Source organism: Bradyrhizobium sp. WSM4874, assembly GCF_055811835.1.
Window position 1 is genome coordinate 12,466 of record NZ_JBVVPR010000066.1, and the last position, 14,805, is coordinate 27,270.

A 14,805-nucleotide genomic window follows, 5' to 3' on the forward strand; every position below is an offset into this window, starting at 1 on the left:
GCCCATGAGCTCCGCCGCCCGTCCGCTGGTGATTGCGACCGCCTTCGCCGCAAGCCTGGTCCTTGGGCTCCTGATCGTATTCTGGGCCATGGGCGGGGTCGGCAAGGTGGTGCAGCCGGCCGCGATCGGCGGCCCGTTCCAGCTCACCGACCAGAACGGCAAGGCCGTCACCGACAAGAACCTCAAGGGCAAGCCGACCCTGATCTTCTTCGGCTACACCCATTGCCCCGACGTCTGCCCGACCTCGCTGTTCGAGATCTCGGAAGTGCTGCGCGCGATGGGCAAGGACGCCGACAAGGTCAATGCCGTCTTCATCTCGGTCGATCCCGAGCGCGATACGCCAGCGGCGATGAAGGATTATCTGTCGAGCTTCGACCCGCACCTCGAAGGCCTCAGCGGCGATCCTGCCGAGACCGCCAAGGTGATCACCTCCTACCGGGTCTATGCCAAGAAGGTCCCGACCAAGGACGGCGACTACACCATGGACCACACCGCGCTGATCTATCTGATGGACCGCGACGGCCGCTTCGTCTCACCGTTCAACCTGAAGCGCACGCCGGAAGAGGCCGCGGTGGAGTTGAAGCGGTATCTGTAGGCTCCCCTATTAGCTGCAATCCGCGCTCGCGTTCCCGGCCGGATGGGCTATAAGGCCCTCCGATCCCAACGAAATTCGTTCATTTTCAGCCGATGGCTCCATCGCAACAGGCGAAATCGTCCAAATCCGCCCGTGGCTTGCTGACCGGGTTGGTCGCCGGCGTCTGCCTGCTCGCGGGCCTGCCTGGCGCCAAGGCGCAGGCCCCGGCCAAGCAGCCCCCAGCGGCGCCGCAAGCCTCACCTCAGGTCGCGCCCCAGGCGGCGCCGCAGGCCGTGCCGGGCTTCTGGGACCCGCGGCGGCGGCCGGAGCGGCCGGATCTGTCGCGCCTGACCGTGATCCGTTTTCTGACCGAGACCGACTATCCGCCGTTCAATTACACCGGCGCCGACGGCAATCCGGCCGGCTTCAACGTCGACTTCGCCCGCGCTCTCTGCGAGGAGATCAAGGTCACCTGCACGGTGCAGATGCGCCGCTTCGAGACGCTGGTCGATGCGCTCGCCTCCAACCGCGGCGACGCCATCATCGCCTCGATGGCGGTGAGCCCGCAGCTCCGCGCCCGGGTCGACTTCACCGATCCCTATTATCGCGTGCCGGCGCGCTTCGCTTCGCGCAAGGACGCGGTGATGCCTGAGATCAGGCCCGAATATCTCGAAGGCAAGAAGGTCGGCGTCATCGCCGGCTCCGCGCATGAAGCCTATCTCAAGGCGATGTTCACGGACGCCGAGCTGCACCCCTATCCCAACGACGATGCCGTGCGCGCCGCCTTGCGCAAGGGCGAGGTCGATTTCATCTTCGGCGACGCCATCGCGCTCGCGTTCTGGATCAACGGCACCGATTCCGGCGATTGCTGCGCCTTCTCCGGCGGTCCCTTCGTCGAGAGCCGTTTCTTCGGCGAAGGCATCGGCATCGCCGTGCGCAAGGGCAACGACGTGCTGCGCCAGGCCCTGAACTGGGCGATGTTTCGCGTCTGGGAAAAGGGCCGCTACACGGATTTGTGGCTGCGGTATTTCTCGGTGAGCCCGTTTTAGCTTCGCTGGCTCCTCGTCGTCATTGCGAGGAGCGCAGCGACGAAGCAATCCAGGCTGTTTCTGCGGAAAGATTCTGGATTGCTTCGCTTCGCTCGCAATGACGGTGGGTGCGGTTGCCCGCCCCGCAAAATTGCATTCTGCCCGGAAATCGCTATTTTCCGCGGCCCGGAGGCCCCTTAGATGTCCGTTATCGATCTTGCCGCGAACCCGAGCGATCTGCGTGCGCTCGCCGAACAATCCAACGCCTGGCCGTTCGAGCAGGCGAAGGCCATTGTTGCGCGGCTGAAGAAAAGCCCGAAGGACGAGGTGCTGTTCGAGACCGGCTACGGGCCATCAGGCCTGCCGCATATCGGCACCTTCGGCGAGGTCGCGCGCACCTCGATGGTGCGGCACGCTTTTCATGTGCTGACCGAGAACAAGATCAAGACACGCCTGCTCGCGTTCTCCGACGACATGGACGGGTTTCGGAAAGTGCCCGACAACGTGCCGAACAAGGAGATGCTGGCCGCGCATCTCGGCAAGCCGCTGACGCGCGTGCCGGATCCGTTCTCCAACGAGTACCCGTCGTTCGGGCACCACAACAATGCGCGGCTGCGCGCCTTCCTCGATCATTTCGGGTTCGACTACGAATTCGCGAGCTCGACCGACTATTACACGTCCGGCCGTTTCGACGCGACGCTGCTCAAGATGTTAGCTGCCTACGACAAGGTGATGGCGATCATCCTGCCCACGCTCGGACCCGACCGCCGCGCGACCTATTCGCCGTTTCTGCCGATCAGCAAGACCACGGGTGTCGTGCTCCAGGTGCCGATGATCCGCCGCGACGTTGCAGCCGGCACGGTGACCTATCTCGATCCCGATACCAACCAGGAAGTCGAGACGCCCGTCACCGGCGGCAACGTCAAGTGCCAATGGAAGGCCGACTGGGCGATGCGCTGGGTCGCGCTCGGCGTCGATTACGAGATGGCCGGCAAGGATCTGATCGACTCGGTCAAACTCTCCGGCGCGATCGCGAGGGCGCTCGGCGCCACGCCGCCGGAAGGTTTCAACTACGAGCTCTTCCTCGACGACAAGGGCCAGAAGATCTCGAAGTCGAAGGGCAACGGCCTCACCATCGACGAATGGCTGCGTTACGCCTCGCCGGAATCGCTGTCGCTGTTCATGTATCGCGAGCCGAAGGCGGCCAAGCGGCTGTATTTCGACGTCATCCCGCGCAACGTCGACGACTACCAGCAGTTCATCGACGGTTTTGCCAAGCAGGACGCCAAGCAGCAGCTCGGCAATCCGGTCTGGCACGTCCATAGCGGCCATCCGCCGAAGTTCGACATGCCCGTCACGTTCCAGCTCTTGCTGACGCTGGTGTCGTCGTCCAATGCCGAGAATGCCGAGACGCTGTGGGGTTTCATTGGGCGCTACCGGCCCGGCGTGAGCCCGCAGACGCATCCCAAGCTCGATGCGATGGTCGGCTATGCCATCAATTATTATCGCGACTTCGTCGCGCCGACGAAGACGTTCCGCGAACCGACCGAGACTGAGCGCGCGGCGCTGCAGGATTTGCGGGATGCATTATCGCAGCTTCCGCAGGACGCCTCGGCCGAGGACATCCAGAACGTCGTCTACGAGATCGGCCGCCGCGAGCCGTTCCTCGACCAGGTCAAGAAGGGCAAGGACGGCCGTCCCGGCGTGACACTCGACTGGTTCAACATGCTCTACCAGGTGCTGCTCGGCCAGGAGAAGGGCCCGCGCTTCGGCTCCTTTGTCGCGGTGTATGGCGTGCAGAACGCGGTCAACATGATCGACGGCGCGCTGGCGCGGAGCGCGTAGCGGTGTTGTAGGAACGGGATGTTTCTACCACGTCGTCCCGGCGAAGGCCGGGACCCATACCGCGTGATCTGTCGGGTAGCGACGGTCGTCGTACCGAAGCGCAACTTCGATCCTCCGCCCAACTTCTCCCTGTGGTTATGGGTCCCGGCCTTCGCCGGGACGACAATTTGGTTGGGTTCGGACCTTCAGCCCCCGCTCAGATCGACCGCAGCACGTAGCGTCGGTTGTCCTTCTGCACCGGGCGCGCGTTCATCGGATAGAGCTTTGCGAACGCGGCGACGTCGGTGGCCGACACCTGGATCGGGTTGGTCAGCAGCAGCCATTCGACGACCTCCGAACAGGGCGGCGTCGTCAGCGAGCCGGGATAGCGGAAGTAGCTGAGCTTCGTGGGCAGCATGGCGTGGGGATCGATGGTCGTATCCGCCTTCACGGCGGGGCCTTCCGCGGCCGGCATGGTCTTGACGATCTTGCCGAAGGCCGGGTTCGGCTTGCCCTCGGCCATCAGCACGCCGACCACGGCGAGCCCGCCGGCCTCGTTGCGATGGACGAAATGCGCCTCCATCGGAAAATTCTTGCCGCCGATCATGTGCTCGCTCGGGCGGTGGAAATGCACCTGGAGCAACTTGTATTTGACGTCGCCGAGCGTGAGCGTGCTGCCCTCGCTGAAGTTGAGCTGGATCGTGTGCCCGTTGTTGACGATGGTGTCGGCGCTCTTGCCCCAGTTCAGCTTCAGCGCGGGCAATTGCGATTTGACCGTCGCCTCGATGTCGATCGGCGATTGTTGCAGGCCGACCGCGCAGGCCTTGTTGGCCGCGTCGAGCTCGCCCCATTTGGCGCCGGCGCCTTCATAGCTCCAATGCGCACCTTCGGCGGCGAAGGCCGGCTTGCAGAGCGGACAAAGCGCAAGACCCGCGAGGGCCTTCAATGCGTGACGGCGATTCATCATATTCCCCCTAACATGAATTTGCTCGTCAATGAGTGGCGGCAACCTATGCGAGAGAGATGCTGAGTCGCAAGGCTGCCAGGCGAGACGCGATCACTGGCTTGCCCACACGATCCGCGCGATCCAGCCGACCTCGCTCGCTGCCATCGTCCGCTCGGCCTGGGAGGGATCGAGCGGCTGCAAATCCAGAGCCTTTGCCGTGCGGCGCTTCAGCGTCGCCACCGTCACCTCGCCCGCCTTGGTCTTCACCACTACGCGATCCCCTTTGTGGATCGGCGCGCCGGGCGCGACCAGGATGATGTCCCCGTCGCGATAGGCGGGCGCAAGCGCTTCGCCGGTAATCTGCAGCGCGAAGGTGTGGTTGCCCTCGGCGGCGGGAAGGGCAAATTCGGTCCAGCCCTTGCCGACGGGAAAGCCGGACTCGTCGAAGGCGCCGCTCGCGCCTGCCAGCGCGAAGCCGAGCAGCGGCACCGAGCGGCAGCCGTCTGCTTCATCGCCGACCAGCCTGGCAAAGGTGTCGATCGAGGAATCTGCCGCCGCCAGCGCTTTCGCGATCGATTCGGTCGACGGCCAGCGCTCGCGGCCGTCGGAGGTGACGCGCTTGGACTTGTTGAAGGTGGTGGGATCGAGCCCGGCGCGCTTGGCGAGGCCGGACGGCGACAGCCCGGCACGCTCCGCCAGCCGATCCAGTGCACCCCAGATCTGGTCGTGGGTGAGCATCCTCTGCGCTTTGGCCTGCTTGACCATGGAAGGTCCAGCCCGTCGCAACTCAGGAAAACTATCCTCAAATCAACCGGTTTTCCGCTTTTCGTGCAAGAGGCGGCGTCTAAGTCTTGAGTTCGGCAGGGGTGGCCTTTACGGTCCCGCCCGGGATTCAAAGACCCACGAGAGACGAAAATCCCCAAGAGACTCAAAGAGCTGTCTCCACGGGCAAACAGGGCTGCGTAAGCGGTGGTCAAGATCTACAAAATCTGTCCGGCCTCGGCCTGGCGTGAGGCGGAACGGCAGGGTGTCTACCGCGGCAGCGCGGACGATTCGCGCGACGGATTCATCCATTTCTCGACCGCCGCCCAGGTTCCCGAGACCCTGCGCAAGCATTATCTCGGGCAGCGCGCGCTGTTCCTGGTCGAGGTCGACGGCGACGCGCTCGGCAGCGCATTGCGCTGGGAGCGTTCGCGCAATGAGGAGCTGTTTCCGCATCTCTACGGCGAGCTCGATCTTGGCGCGGTGATTGCCGTGATGAACCTCAACACGCGCTCCGACGGCGGCCACGATGTTCCGGAGCTTGCCCGGTGATCCGCGCTTTCGACGCTCTCTCGCTGCCGGTGTTGCGTTGGCTCGATCCCGAGGATGCGCATCGCCTCGCGATCCAGGGCCTGCGCTTCCTGCCGCCGGGCAAGCCGCACGCTGACGATCCCAAGCTCGCGGTGCGTGCGTTCGGGCTCAACTTCCCCAATCCGATCGGCATGGCCGCGGGCTTCGACAAGAGCGCCGAAGTGCCGGATGCGCTGCTGCGGCTCGGCTTCGGCTTCGTCGAGATCGGCTCGGTGACGCCGAAACCGCAAAGCGGCAATCCGCGACCGCGGCTGTTTCGTCTGGAGCGCGACGAGGCCGTGATCAACCGCATGGGCTTCAACAATGACGGCGCGGAGACCGCCCTGCGCCGGCTCGCGGCGCGCGCGCAGCACGGCGGCATCGTCGGCGTCAATGTCGGCGCCAACAAGGATTCGCCTGATCGCGTCAATGACTACGTCAAGCTGATCGAGACCTTTGCGCCGGTCGCGAGCTATTTCACCGTCAACGTCTCCTCGCCGAACACGCCGGGCCTGCGCAATTTGCAGGAAGGCGCGCTGCTCGACGATCTCCTCGCCAGGGTGATCGACGCGCGCGAGCGGGTGCGCGAGAGCGCCGGCGATACGCCGGTGCTGCTCAAGATCGCGCCGGATTTGAGCCTCGCCCAGCTCGATGACGTCGTGCAGGTCGCGCGCTCGCGCCGGGTCGACGGCATGATCGTGTCGAACACCACGATCGCGCGGCCGAGCACGCTGCGCGAGGAGATGCGCGCCAAGGAACAGGGCGGCCTGTCCGGCCGGCCGCTGTTCCGGCTGTCGACACGGATGGTCGCGGAGACCTATGTGCGCGTCGAGGCCGCATTCCCCCTGATCGGCGTCGGCGGCGTGGATTCGGGCGGCGCCGCGCTGACGAAGATCCGCGCCGGCGCGAGCCTGATCCAGCTCTATTCGTCGCTGGTCTACAAGGGCCTCGGCCTCGTCGACGAGATCAAGCGCGACCTCGCCTCGACGCTATTGCGAACGGGACGGGATTCTCTCTCCGAGATCGTCGGCTCCGACGCCGCCACGCTGACGGCGGAAGACTGGCCGGGGATGTAGGCGGTCTCGTGCCCCGGGCGCAGCGCAGCACGTCAGTGATGCGCTGCTGAACCGCGGCCCATCTCGGCGGCATTCTGGGTCCCGGCTCTGCGCAGCAGCGCTTCACGCTGCAGCGCGTCCGGGACACGAGAGTTACGATTTCGAAAACGTCTTCCTGTACAGCGCCGGATAGCGCGCGGCCTGCAAGCCGCCGCGCGAGACATAGGAGGCGATCAGCGCGCTCCACAGCCCGGCATTGCCGAACGATTGCAGCGCCCACCATGTGGCGAGGAAGATCGCGAGCGAGGCCAGCATCAGATTGCGCATCTCGCGCGCCCAGGTCGCGCCGATATAGATGCCGTCGAAGCCGAAGGCGAACACGCCGGGAATGGGCGCAAGCACGACGAACGGCAGGAATTCCCGCGCGCCGCGACGGACGCTTTCGCTCGCCGTCATGAAATCGATCAAGTTCGGCCCAAACAGAGCGAACAGCGCGGACACGACCAGCGCGAAGCCGAGCCCCCATAGCAGCACCAGCCGGGTCGAATCCGCAAATCCCCTGGCGTCGCGTGCGCCGAGCGTACGGCCGCAAAGCTGCTGGGCTGCGTTGGCAAGACCATCGAGGAAGAAGGCGCTGACCAGCAGAAAATTGTTGAGCACGGAATTGGCGGCCAGCGTGACGTCGCCGGCCCGCGCGCCCTTGGCGGTGAAAAACAGAAACACGGCGATCAGCGCCGCGGTGCGGATCAGGATGTCGGAATTCACCGCCAGCAGCCGCATCAGCTTGGCCCGGTCGAACAGCTCTGCGTATGGCACCGCGAACCCGCCGTCCGCATAACGGCGGCAGACCATCACGCCGAGCCCGAATCCGGCCGCTTCGGACAGCAGCGCCGCGATCGCAGCACCCGCGATGCCGGTGTCGTAGACCAGCACCAGCAGGATCGTCGCCGCCGCGTTGACGAGATTGATGACGACCTGGAGCGCGAGCGCCGGATTGGCGCGGGCTTGGCCGACCAGCCAGCCGAGGATGACGTAATTGGCGAGCGCCAGCGGCGCCGACCAGATCCGGATCACGAAGTAGGTTTTTGCCGCGCGCGTGACGCCCTCGCTGCCGCCCATCAGGTCGAACAGCACGGCGGCCAGCGGCAGTTGGAGCGCGATCAGGGCTATCCCGACCAACCCGGCGACGATCAGGCCGCGCACCAGGATCGCGGTCAGCTCGCGCGTCTCGCCGGCACCGAGCGCCTGCGCCGTGAAAGCGAGCGTGCTCATGCGCAGGAATCCGAACAGCCAGAACAGGCAATCGAAGATAACGGACGCGATGGCGACGCCGCCGAGCAGCGCGGCATCATCCAGCCGTCCGATTGCGGTGGTCGAGACCACGCCGATCAGTGGCGTGGTGAGGTTCGCGACCATCGCGGGGCCTGCGATGGCGAAGACCTGACGGGAGCCGATCTTCAAGTGAACGGGTGCGTGCATGTCAGAATACGAGCACCATGCCGTCTTCGGCGGCGAGATGCGGGATGTCGTCGAGGCGCGAGAGCACGTCTTCGCTCATATGGGTGAGCACGAGGCGTTTTGCGCCGATTCGGGAAGATGCTGTTCGAAGGTCTTCAGGCTGAGGTGATTCTTGACCACCTTCTCGTACATATAGGCCTCGGCGATGAAAAGGTCCGCGCCATGCGCCAGAGGAATGAGCGTCTCCGTCCATTCGGTATCGGCGCTGTAGGCCAGCGTGCGGCCCTCGGTTTCGACGCGATAGGCGAGGAACGGCCCGCCGGATTCGCCGTGCACGACGGGGTAGGGCGTCACCGTCACCGCGCCGAAGCTTTGGCTCTGCTCGGGCGCGAGCTCGACGACGGACAGCTCGAAGCGCTGTTTCGTCTTGGAGGAATGCTCGAACAGAGCCTCCATCGCCGCACGCAGCCGCGTCTCGATGCCTTTGGGACCGGCGATCGTGAGCGGCCGCGTTCGCCGCGAGAATTGCGCGTCGAGCAGGACAAACGGCAGCCCGGCAAAATGGTCGCCGTGGAAATGCGTGATCAGGATGAGATCGATCTCATTGCAGTCGATCTCGAGCCGCTTCAGCGCCGGCAAAGCCGACGCGCCGCAATCGATCAGGAAGTTGGCCTCGCGCCCCGAGACGTGGAAGCAGGTGTTGAGCCTGCCGCCGGATCCGAAGGCGTCGCCGCAGCCGACAAAGCGCAATTGCATCGGCCGCCAGCTCCCTAGAGCATGATCCGGAAAAGTGTGAAGCGGTTTTCCGACAAGATCATGCTCAAAAGTAACGACTTACCTGCGCGGCGCGCCGAAAACGCGCATCAGCAGCCAGATCGGGATCACGATGACGGCGCCGAGCAGGAAGTAGCGCCACAGCCAGTTCACGGTATCGAAGCCGAGATCCCACAACCGCTGGAACAAGAGACGAATGCTGTAGAGAATATTCCAGGGATCGAAGCCGATCGCCGCCAGCACGACGCCGACGAGGATCGAGAGCAGCACCAGGCGAAACGCGACCGCCAGCGGCGAACCGCCGAGAAAGCGGTTCAGGCCGTCACTGCGGCCGGCCGGCAAATCTCTGACGTCGTGGGCCATCTCAAACTCCTCAGCGGATTCGACCCTATCATAGGGCAAGGCGGGGGACATGGGGAACCCGTGAGGGGGCGTCAATCGGCTTACGGGATTTTAATGCGGGCAAGCGCATGCCCAGGGCTTCTTAAGCATCAATCTCCGCCGCCTCCGCTTTCAGCATCTTTTCCAGCGTTTCCAGCCGGTCGGCCTCCCGCGGCGGCTTGTCCCAGCGAAGCCGGCTGATGCGGGGAAAGCGCATCGCGACCCCGGATTTGTGCCGCGGCGAGCGCTGCAGCCCCTCGAAGGCGACCTCCAGCACCAGCCCCTTGTCGCCCTCGTGCACGACGTGGCGGACGGGGCCGAATTTTTCGGTGGTATTGCGACGCACGAAGCGGTCGATCTGGAGCAGCTCCTCGTCGGTGAAGCCGAAATAGGCTTTTCCGACCGGCACCAGCTCGTCGCCGTTGTCGCCTTCAGTCCAGACGCCAAAGGTGTAGTCGGAATAGAAGGACGAGCGCTTGCCGTGGCCGCGCTGCGCATACATCAGCACGGCGTCGATGATGTGCGGATCGCGCTTCCATTTCCACCACTGTCCTTTCGGCCGGCCCGGCAGATAGGGTGCATCGCGCCGCTTCAGCATCACGCCTTCGACGGCGTCCGCGTCCTCGCCCGCACCGGCGCTCGCGGGATCGGCGCGGGCGGCGGTGAGTGCGTCCCAGGTTGCGAACGGCACGGTGGGCGAGAGATCGATGCGGGGATCATCAAGCTTGCCGATGAAAATCTCCAGCCGCTCGCGACGCTCCGCGAACGGCAATTCGCGCAGATCGTTCTCCTCGTCGCCGAGCAGATCGTAGGCGCGCAGGTGAATCGGAAACTCCTTGATCAGCTTCGGAGACACGACCTTGCGGTTGAGTCGCTGTTGCAGAACGTTGAAGCTTTGCACACGCCCTTCGCGCAGGATCAGAAGCTCGCCGTCGATGGCGCCGGGTAGCCGCAACGATGGCACGAGGTCCGGAAAGCTGCCGGTGATGTCCTCGCCGGTGCGCGAATAGAGCCGCGCGGTGATGTGGCCGTGCTTATCGCGGCCGGCCACCGCCTGCACGCGGATGCCGTCCCATTTCCATTCGGCGATGTAGTCGGCGGGATCGAGCGCGGCGAAATCGGTGTCTTCGATAGCGTGCGCCAGCATGACGGGACGGAACGGCGCGGGATCACGATTGACCGGCTTGTCGCCGCGGCCTTCCAGCCAGGCGAACAGGTCGAGATAGGGTGGCGCGAGACCGGGCCAGATCAGCTCGACCTCATGCGGGTCCTTGTCGCCGAGCGCCGCGGCCGCGGTCTTGGCAAGGCGCGCGGAGATGCCGATGCGCAACGCGCCGGTGACGAGCTTCAACAGCGCCCAGCGGCCGGTCTCATCCAGCTCGTCGAGCCAGCGCTCGAGCTGTTTTGGTAGCTCGGTCTTGCCGAGCGTGCGCAGCGTGGTGACGACCTCGGTGAGGGTTGGGGGAGGTGGGTTGTTGTGGTTGCTCGGACGGAGAGCATCGCTGGCATCTCGCCCGCGGTACCCCCCTCCCTGACCCTCCCCCACAAGGGGGGAGGGAACGGAGAGAGCCGTGCGTCCATCACTTTGGAAATGGCTGTCAGTTGTCGCGCTCACTGACAGCGGCGCGCGCAACTGGGCTCCCTCCCCCCTTGTGGGGGAGGGCGGGGGAGAGGGGTGGCTCGGAAAAGACTCGTCGTTGCTTGCGCTCCGCTTCGGCCACATCAGCGCCACCGTCTCCGAGAGATCGCCAACATAGTCGTACGACAGCCCGAACAGCACCGGATCGGTGCGCGAGGCGATGAGGTCGCGGATCAGTGCGGGCTTGGCGTGCTTGAAGCTCAGCGCGCCGGTCAGCGCGGCCAGCGCGTAGCCGCGATCGGGATCGGCGACCTCGCGAAAATAGCTGGTGATCAGCCGCAGCTTGTTGTTGCGGCCAGGCTCGTAGGCGAGACGGTCGAGCAGTTCGGCGAAGCGATTCATGCTTCGGCCTCGTCAGCGAGCGGCGTCTCGGTCTCCTCCTCGTCGCCATAGCCGACCAGATCGAGCGGCCGTGCCCGCAAACCCCTGCCTTGGCACCAATGCACCAGCGCGTCTTCCTGGCCGTGGGTGACCCAGATCTCGCCGGCGCCAGTCGCGGCGATCGTGGCGGTGAGGCCGTCCCAATCGGCGTGATCCGAGATCACCAGCGGCAGCTCGATGCCGCGTTGGCGCGCGCGGGCGCGCACCCGCATCCAGCCGGAGGCGAAGGCCGTGACGGGATCGGGAAACCGCCGGGTCCAGAGATCGGACGTCGCAGAGGGCGGCGCCAGCGTGATGGTGCCGGCAAGTGCCGCCTTCTTGACGCCCTTCACCGGCCTGAGTTCGCCGAGCTCGATTCCGCGGCTCTGATAATAATGCGTGATCTTCTCCATCGCGCCATGCAGAGAGATCGGCGCGTCGTAACCGGCTTGGCGCAGCAGCGCGATCACGCGCTGCGCCTTGCCGAGCGAATAGGCGCCAACGAGATGCGCGCGCTCCGGAAACAGCGCCACCGACGCCAGCAGCTTCTTGACCTCGTCGGCCGCATCGCCATGGCGAAACACTGGCAGGCCGAACGTCGCCTCGGTGATGAAGACGTCGCAGGGCACGAGCTCGAACGGCGTGCAGGTCGGGTCGGGCGCATCCTTGTAGTCGCCGGAGGCGACGATGCAGGTGTCCTTGCAGCTCACCGCGACCTGCGCCGAACCGAGCACATGACCGGCCGGATGAAACTTCACGCTGACGTCGCCGAGCCGGATCTCCTCGCCATAGCGGATCGCCTGCGTCGAGCCGGCAAAATTCTCGCCATAGCGCAGCCGCATCATGTCCAGCGTTTCCTGCGTCGCCAGCACCGCGCCGTGGCCGGCGCGGGCATGGTCGGAATGGCCGTGGGTGATCACGGCCCGCTCGACCGGGCGGACGGGGTCGATATGGAAGCCGCCGGGCTTGCAGCATAGGCCGGCGGCGACCGGCAGCAGGATGTCTTGCGGACGCATGCCTGTTATATAGGTTGCGACCGCGCATCTTCGAGTCATCCGCCCACTTCGCTTCCTGGTTCCCCAATGCCTTTGCGCCTGTTCCTGACCTCCGGCGCTCTCATGGCCGACCGCCGCTTCGAGTTCGCGCGCGACCTCCAGCTCAAGGGCGATCTGGCGGCTGCCGCCGACCTGCTGGAGCAGACCATCGAGCTTGCGCCGAATTTCACCTCGGCCTGGTTCACGCTCGGCGAAATCCGCGCGCAACTCGGCGAGCGCGATAAGGCCATTGCGGCCTTTCGTAAATCGCGCGAGTCCGACCCGAGCGATCAACATGGCGCCCATTTGCATCTGATGCGCCTCGGCGACGCGCAACTGTCCGAGATGCCGAAGGCCTATGTGCAGGCCTTGTTCGATCAATACGCGCCGCGCTTCGAGCACGTGCTGATCAACGATCTCGGCTATCGCGCGCCGTCGCTGATCTTCAAGGCGGTCGTGGCTGCCCGCGTCGCCGCGAAGAAGCCCGCCCTGTTCAAGCGCGCCATCGATCTCGGCTGCGGTACGGGGCTTGCGGCCGCCGCCTTCGCAAAACAGGTCGACCAGTTCATCGGCATCGACCTGTCGCCCGGCATGGTCAAGGAGGCGCGCGCAACCGGCCTCTATGCCGAGCTCGAAGTTGCCGACATGATCGAAGGCCTGCGCAGCAGGAGCGATGCGAGCGCGAACCTCGTCGTCGCTGCCGATGCGTTCGTCTATCTCCCCGATCTCGCCCCGGTGCTCGGCGAAGCCGGGCGCGTGCTCGCGTCCGGTGGCGTGCTTGCGTTCACGCTGGAGACCCATGACGGCAGCGGCATCGTTCTCGGCGAGGGTCTGCGCTATGCCCATTCGGCGGAATATGTGCGCGATGCGATGGCACAGGCCGGCCTCAAGCTCCTCACGTTGGAGCAGGCCTCGCCACGCATCGAGAACAACGAGCCGGTGCGCGGCCTCGTCGTTGTCGCCGAGAAAACTTGAGTTTAGGCGCTATACGCGGCGCATTAAGCGTCATTGCGTCGCAAAGCGGCGACTTCCCACTTGCGACACGTGCCGCGATGCCAGCACAATGTCCTGGCTAGGGAGAAACAAACAATGACCAGGAATCCATCGCGGCGCGATTTCAGCGCCGCCGCGCTCGCGACCATCGCGGCATCCACCTTGCCCGCGCCCTCCGTCTGGGCCGCGGAGAAGAAATACGATGCCGGCGCCAGCGACACCGAGATCAAGATCGGGCAGACCGTGCCGCATTCCGGCCCCGGCTCGCTCTACGGCGTGCTCGGGCGCGTCGGCGAAGCCTATTTCCAGATGCTGAACGAAAAGGGCGGCATCAACGGACGCAAGGTCAAATTCCTCACCATGGACGATGCCTACAGCGCGCCGAAATGCGTCGAGGCGACGCGGCGCCTGGTCGAGCAGGAGGAGGTGCTCGCGCTCTACGGCTCGCTCGGCACCGCCCCGCAGACCGCCGTGCACAAATACCTGAACTCGAAGGGCGTGCCGCAGCTGCTGCTCAACACCGGGGCGTCGAAGTGGAATAACCCGAAAGAGTTCAAATGGACGATGGCGGGGCTGCCGCTCTATCCGACCGAGGCGCGCATCCTGGCGCGGCACGTCGTCAGCGTGAAGCCGAACGCGAAGGTCGGCATCCTCTACCAGAACGACGATTTCGGCCGCGACTTCCTCGGCCCCTTCAAGAAGGTTCTGGAAGACGCCGGCGGCACCGCAAAGGTGATCATGGAGCAGACCTACGATCTGACCGACCCGACCGTCGATTCCCAGCTCATCAACCTCTCGAAGTCGGGTGCGGACGTTTTCTACAACATCTCCACCGGCAAGGCGTCGTCGCAGTCGATCCGGAAAGTGGCCGAGCTCGGCTGGAAGCCGCTGCAGCTGTTGTCGGCCGGCTCGACCGGCCGCTCGATCCTCAATGCCGCGGGCCTCGAGAACGCCGCCGGCATCGTCGCCATCCGTTACAACAAGGAGGTCGGCCTGCCCAAATGGGAGAAGGACCCCGACGTGATGGCGTTCGAGGAGCTGCGCAAGAAGTACACGCCGGCGATCGATCAGGACAACACCATCGCCTTCGCCGGCTACGGCCAGGCCGTCACCATGGGCGAGATCCTGCGCCGCTGCGGCGACGAGCTCACCCGCGCCAACGTGCTGAAGCAGGCCTCCAACCTCAAAGGCTTCCACTCGCCCTATTTCCTGGACGGCGTCACATATGACTACACGCCGGACGACTACACGCCGATGAAGACGCTCTTCATCTCCACCTTCACCGGCAAGGACTGGGACATCTCCGACAAGCCGATGTCGGAGTAGGGGCGGGCGGGATGCTGTAGGGTGGGCAAAGGCGCACTTGCGCCGTGCCCACCATGTGCACCCGAATGCATGGACAGATGG

General features: G+C 65.1%; 13 protein-coding genes and 1 pseudogene. 7 read left to right on the forward strand and 7 right to left on the reverse strand.

Annotation, left to right across the window (positions count from 1 at the left end):
* The first annotated feature begins 4 nt into the window (after positions 1-4).
* The 3 genes from AC0L3P_RS36620 (at position 5) to AC0L3P_RS36630 (ending at position 3,447) form a co-directional block, all read left to right on the forward strand.
* On the forward strand, positions 5-595 hold the full coding sequence (locus AC0L3P_RS36620; RefSeq protein ID WP_354207554.1) for an SCO family protein: 591 nt from the start codon (positions 5-7) through the stop codon (positions 593-595).
* A 92-nt stretch (positions 596-687) separates the two neighbouring features.
* The gene (locus tag AC0L3P_RS36625) at positions 688-1,623 is read left to right on the forward strand and encodes a transporter substrate-binding domain-containing protein (RefSeq protein WP_473308986.1); all 936 of its coding nucleotides are present in this window, start codon (positions 688-690) and stop codon (positions 1,621-1,623) included.
* Positions 1,624-1,803: 180 nt separating this feature from the next.
* Positions 1,804-3,447: a lysine--tRNA ligase gene (locus AC0L3P_RS36630; protein WP_027570003.1), complete on the forward strand. Its 1,644-nt coding sequence runs from the start codon at positions 1,804-1,806 to the stop codon at positions 3,445-3,447.
* Positions 3,448-3,643: 196 nt separating this feature from the next.
* Here AC0L3P_RS36630 and AC0L3P_RS36635 read toward each other — a convergent pair whose 3' ends face one another.
* Both AC0L3P_RS36635 and AC0L3P_RS36640 read right to left on the reverse strand, forming a co-directional pair.
* Complete coding sequence (locus tag AC0L3P_RS36635; protein ID WP_473308987.1) at positions 3,644-4,390, reverse strand: carbonic anhydrase; 747 nt, start codon at positions 4,388-4,390, stop codon at positions 3,644-3,646.
* A gap of 93 nt (positions 4,391-4,483) precedes the next feature.
* Positions 4,484-5,137, reverse strand: a complete 654-nt coding sequence (locus tag AC0L3P_RS36640) for a S24 family peptidase (protein ID WP_473308988.1) — start codon at positions 5,135-5,137, stop codon at positions 4,484-4,486.
* A 204-nt stretch (positions 5,138-5,341) separates the two neighbouring features.
* Between AC0L3P_RS36640 and AC0L3P_RS36645 the strand changes: the two genes are divergently transcribed.
* Both AC0L3P_RS36645 and AC0L3P_RS36650 read left to right on the forward strand, forming a co-directional pair.
* The gene (locus AC0L3P_RS36645; RefSeq protein WP_473308989.1) at positions 5,342-5,686 is read left to right on the forward strand and encodes a DUF952 domain-containing protein; all 345 of its coding nucleotides are present in this window, start codon (positions 5,342-5,344) and stop codon (positions 5,684-5,686) included.
* Complete coding sequence (locus AC0L3P_RS36650) at positions 5,683-6,780, forward strand: quinone-dependent dihydroorotate dehydrogenase (protein WP_473308990.1); 1,098 nt, start codon at positions 5,683-5,685, stop codon at positions 6,778-6,780. Before AC0L3P_RS36645 ends, AC0L3P_RS36650 begins: the two co-directional genes overlap by 4 nt.
* Before the next feature lie 132 nt (positions 6,781-6,912).
* Here the strand turns inward: AC0L3P_RS36650 and AC0L3P_RS36655 are convergent, their stop codons facing one another.
* The 5 genes and pseudogenes from AC0L3P_RS36655 to AC0L3P_RS36675 form a co-directional block, all read right to left on the reverse strand.
* Positions 6,913-8,238: an MATE family efflux transporter gene (locus AC0L3P_RS36655; RefSeq protein WP_473308991.1), complete on the reverse strand. Its 1,326-nt coding sequence runs from the start codon at positions 8,236-8,238 to the stop codon at positions 6,913-6,915.
* 1 nt (position 8,239) lies between these two features.
* A pseudogene (locus AC0L3P_RS36660) lies at positions 8,240-8,973 on the reverse strand (MBL fold metallo-hydrolase).
* Between the two features lie 78 nt (positions 8,974-9,051).
* Positions 9,052-9,354, reverse strand: coding sequence for a DUF6460 domain-containing protein (locus tag AC0L3P_RS36665; RefSeq protein WP_007605031.1), 303 nt, complete (start codon positions 9,352-9,354; stop codon positions 9,052-9,054).
* A gap of 121 nt (positions 9,355-9,475) precedes the next feature.
* Complete coding sequence (locus AC0L3P_RS36670) at positions 9,476-11,353, reverse strand: cisplatin damage response ATP-dependent DNA ligase (RefSeq protein ID WP_473308992.1); 1,878 nt, start codon at positions 11,351-11,353, stop codon at positions 9,476-9,478.
* The gene (locus AC0L3P_RS36675) at positions 11,350-12,387 is read right to left on the reverse strand and encodes a ligase-associated DNA damage response exonuclease (RefSeq protein WP_473308993.1); all 1,038 of its coding nucleotides are present in this window, start codon (positions 12,385-12,387) and stop codon (positions 11,350-11,352) included. Before AC0L3P_RS36675 ends, AC0L3P_RS36670 begins: the two co-directional genes overlap by 4 nt.
* 66 nt (positions 12,388-12,453) lie before the next feature.
* Between AC0L3P_RS36675 and AC0L3P_RS36680 the strand changes: the two genes are divergently transcribed.
* Both AC0L3P_RS36680 and AC0L3P_RS36685 read left to right on the forward strand, forming a co-directional pair.
* Positions 12,454-13,380, forward strand: a complete 927-nt coding sequence (locus AC0L3P_RS36680) for a class I SAM-dependent DNA methyltransferase (RefSeq protein WP_473308994.1) — start codon at positions 12,454-12,456, stop codon at positions 13,378-13,380.
* A 114-nt stretch (positions 13,381-13,494) separates the two neighbouring features.
* Positions 13,495-14,724: an ABC transporter substrate-binding protein gene (locus tag AC0L3P_RS36685; protein ID WP_275174593.1), complete on the forward strand. Its 1,230-nt coding sequence runs from the start codon at positions 13,495-13,497 to the stop codon at positions 14,722-14,724.
* Positions 14,725-14,805 lie beyond the last annotated feature (81 nt).

What these genes read in the sequence shown, in the direction of transcription:
- AC0L3P_RS36620 (WP_354207554.1), top strand. Translation starts at nt 5, where the DNA reads ATGAGCTCCGCCGCCCGTCCGCTGGTGATTGCGACCGCCTTCGCCGCA.
- AC0L3P_RS36625 (WP_473308986.1), top strand. Translation starts at nt 688, where the DNA reads ATGGCTCCATCGCAACAGGCGAAATCGTCCAAATCCGCCCGTGGCTTG.
- AC0L3P_RS36630 (WP_027570003.1), top strand. Translation starts at nt 1,804, where the DNA reads ATGTCCGTTATCGATCTTGCCGCGAACCCGAGCGATCTGCGTGCGCTC.
- AC0L3P_RS36635 (WP_473308987.1), bottom strand. Translation starts at nt 4,390, where the DNA reads ATGAATCGCCGTCACGCATTGAAGGCCCTCGCGGGTCTTGCGCTTTGT.
- AC0L3P_RS36640 (WP_473308988.1), bottom strand. Translation starts at nt 5,137, where the DNA reads ATGGTCAAGCAGGCCAAAGCGCAGAGGATGCTCACCCACGACCAGATC.
- AC0L3P_RS36655 (WP_473308991.1), bottom strand. Translation starts at nt 8,238, where the DNA reads ATGCACGCACCCGTTCACTTGAAGATCGGCTCCCGTCAGGTCTTCGCC.
- AC0L3P_RS36665 (WP_007605031.1), bottom strand. Translation starts at nt 9,354, where the DNA reads ATGGCCCACGACGTCAGAGATTTGCCGGCCGGCCGCAGTGACGGCCTG.
- AC0L3P_RS36670 (WP_473308992.1), bottom strand. Translation starts at nt 11,353, where the DNA reads ATGAATCGCTTCGCCGAACTGCTCGACCGTCTCGCCTACGAGCCTGGC.
- AC0L3P_RS36675 (WP_473308993.1), bottom strand. Translation starts at nt 12,387, where the DNA reads ATGCGTCCGCAAGACATCCTGCTGCCGGTCGCCGCCGGCCTATGCTGC.
- AC0L3P_RS36680 (WP_473308994.1), top strand. Translation starts at nt 12,454, where the DNA reads ATGCCTTTGCGCCTGTTCCTGACCTCCGGCGCTCTCATGGCCGACCGC.
- AC0L3P_RS36685 (WP_275174593.1), top strand. Translation starts at nt 13,495, where the DNA reads ATGACCAGGAATCCATCGCGGCGCGATTTCAGCGCCGCCGCGCTCGCG.